This window comes from Tsukamurella sputi (genome assembly GCF_007858445.1).
Lineage (GTDB): Bacteria > Actinomycetota > Actinomycetes > Mycobacteriales > Mycobacteriaceae > Tsukamurella > Tsukamurella sputi.
Map to the genome: position 1 here is coordinate 1 of NZ_VIGV01000174.1, position 549 is coordinate 549.

Consider the following 549-nt stretch of genomic DNA (forward strand, 5'->3'; position numbering starts at 1 on the left):
GAGATCATCATTGATATTATCGGTCGTTGGGGTTATACTAGTGAATTGGTGTTCTTAATACATTTCGTATAAGAACAATTTATTTTAACCTATTATTAATTGAGGTGATGTTCAATGCCTTCCGTCAAAATTCGTGAGAATGAACCATTTGACGTTGCTATGCGTCGTTTTAGACGTGCTTGCGAAAAAGCAGGTATCGTATCTGAGGTGCGTGCACGTGAGTACTATGAAAAACCGACCGCTGAAAGAAAGCGTAAGAAGGCTGCGGCTCAGAAACGCCATTACAAACGTATAATGCGCGAATCTAACCGTAGAATCCGTTACTACTAATCGGATAAGTACTGGTTTCAAGATTTATCTTTAAAGCAGTACATTATCAAGTAACGATAAAACCCTAGATATTCTTATCTAGGGTTTTTTATATGGTTATATATATTTATATGGTTATATATCAGGGTATGTTATATATAAGATATAACTATTTCGATAAGAGATGATAAGAGAAGTAGTTATAAAATTTAAAATGAAAAATACAAAATAAAAAACGAA

The 549-nt window shown here is 33.3% G+C and carries 1 protein-coding gene; it reads left to right on the forward strand.

All coding sequences use genetic code 11. The features are described from left to right. Window positions 1-114 precede the first annotated feature (114 nt). Window positions 115-330, forward strand: coding sequence for a 30S ribosomal protein S21 (gene rpsU, locus FK268_RS26155; protein ID WP_109200997.1), 216 nt, complete (start codon window positions 115-117; stop codon window positions 328-330). Window positions 331-549: the final 219 nt, after the last annotated feature.